Annotated in this window: 1 protein-coding gene; it reads left to right on the forward strand. The window is 71.1% G+C overall.

Translation table 11 applies throughout. The features are described from left to right. On the forward strand, window positions 1-2,088 hold a 2,088-nt coding region (locus tag IE249_RS35220; protein ID WP_229860010.1), incomplete at both ends, for a type I polyketide synthase.

Genomic DNA, 2,088 nt, shown 5'->3' on the forward strand with positions numbered 1-2,088 from the left:
CCCGGCGGCCGACGCCGCAGCCGCCCGTTCCTCGCTGGTCCAGCGGCTCGCGGCGCTCACCGAGTCGGAGCAGAAGCAGGCGGTCCTGGACCTCGTCCGTACCCACGTCGCCCAGGTGCTCGGCCATGCCACCGCCGACGACGTGGACGCCGTACGGGCGTTCAAGGAGCTGGGTTTCGACTCGCTGACGGCGGTCGAACTGCGCAACCGGCTGGGCGCGGCGGTCGAATCGCGCCTCCCCGCCACCCTGATCTACGACTTCCCTACCCCGACCGCGCTGGCGGACCACCTGTGGTCCGAGCTCCTAGGGGCCACTCGGGCGGCGGCGACCGAGCTGGTGCCGAGGGCCGCCGCCATGGTGGCGGACGACCCGATCGCGATCGTCGCGATGAGCTGCCGCTTCCCCGGCGGCGTACGGTCGCCGGAAGACCTGTGGCAGCTGCTCTCCTCCGGGGGAGACGCCATCTCCGGGCTGCCCCTGGACCGGGGATGGAACACCGAACGGCTCTACGACCCGAACCCCGACACACCTGGCACCTTCTACGTGCGCGAGGGCGGCTTCCTCTACGACGCCGCCGAGTTCGACCCGGCCTTCTTCGGGATCTCGCCGCGTGAGGCGCTGGCGATGGACCCGCAGCAGCGGCTGCTCCTGGAGACCTCCTGGGAGGCGTTCGAGCGGGCCGGCATCGACCCGGTGACCCTGCGGGGCAGCCAGGCCGGTGTGTTCGTCGGCACCAACGGGCAGGACTATCTGTCGCTTCTGCTGGAGGCCTCAGAAGCCTCAGAAGGGTCGGGCGACCTGGGCGGTCCGGGTGGCTCGGGCGGTCTCGAAGGGCACATGGGCACGGGCAACGCGGCGAGCGTCGTCTCTGGGCGGCTCTCCTACGTGTTCGGCCTGGAAGGACCGGCGGTCACGGTCGACACGGCCTGCTCGTCCTCCCTCGTCGCCCTCCACTGGGCGATCCAGTCCCTCCGCAACGGCGAGTGCGACCTCGCGCTGGCCGGTGGCGTCACGGTGATGTCCACGCCGGGCACCTTCATCGACTTCAGCCGTCAGCGGGGTCTCGCGGCGGACGGCCGGGTGAAGGCCTTCGCGGCGGGTGCGGACGGCACGGGCTGGGGTGAGGGTGTGGGCATGCTGCTCGTGGAGCGGCTGTCGGACGCCCGGCGCAACGGTCATCCCGTGCTGGCGGTGGTGCGCGGTAGTGCGGTGAATCAGGACGGTGCGAGTAATGGTCTGACGGCTCCGAACGGTCCGTCGCAGCAGCGGGTGATCCGGCAGGCGTTGGCGTCGGCGGGGTTGTCGGCCGCGGATGTGGACGCGGTGGAGGCGCACGGTACGGGTACGACGCTGGGCGACCCGATCGAGGCGCAGGCGCTGATCTCGACCTACGGGCAGGAGCGGGCGGAGGACCGGCCTCTGTGGCTCGGTTCCATCAAGTCCAACATCGGGCACACACAGGCGGCTGCCGGTGTGGCGGGCGTCATGAAGATGGTGCTGGCGATGCGGCACGGAGTACTGCCGCGCACGCTGCACATCGATGAGCCGACTCCGCACGTGGACTGGGAGGCGGGCGCCGTCTCACTCCTCACGGAGGCCCAGCAGTGGCCCGAGACCGGCGACCGTCCGCGCCGGGCGGGCGTGTCGTCCTTCGGCTTCAGCGGCACCAACGCCCATACGATCCTGGAGCAGGCGCCGGAGGACGACCTGCCTGGTGCAGGTACCGAGGCCTCCGGTCCCGCATCGTCGGTCGTCGTGCCGCTGCTGTTGTCCGCCAAGGACGCCGACAGCCTGCCGGCCCAGGCCGACCGGCTCTGGTCGCATCTGACCTCGCGGCCCGAGCTGGACATCGCGGACATCGGCTACTCCCTGGCCGTGAGCCGCTCGTCCTTCGAAGAGCGTGCGGTCGTCGTGGCCTCGGACCACGCCGAGGCGACTGCCGCCCTCCAGGCCCTCGCAACCGACGGCACCTCCGCCCACGTGATCCGTGGAACGACGGAGAAGCGGGGCAAGCTGGCGTTTCTGTTCACGGGGCAGGGGAGCCAGCGGTTGGGGATGGGCCGGGAGTTGTATGAGGCGTATCCGGT

The sequence above is a fragment of the Streptomyces anandii JCM 4720 genome (assembly GCF_014650655.1).
Classification (GTDB): Bacteria; Actinomycetota; Actinomycetes; order Streptomycetales; family Streptomycetaceae; genus Streptomyces; species Streptomyces anandii.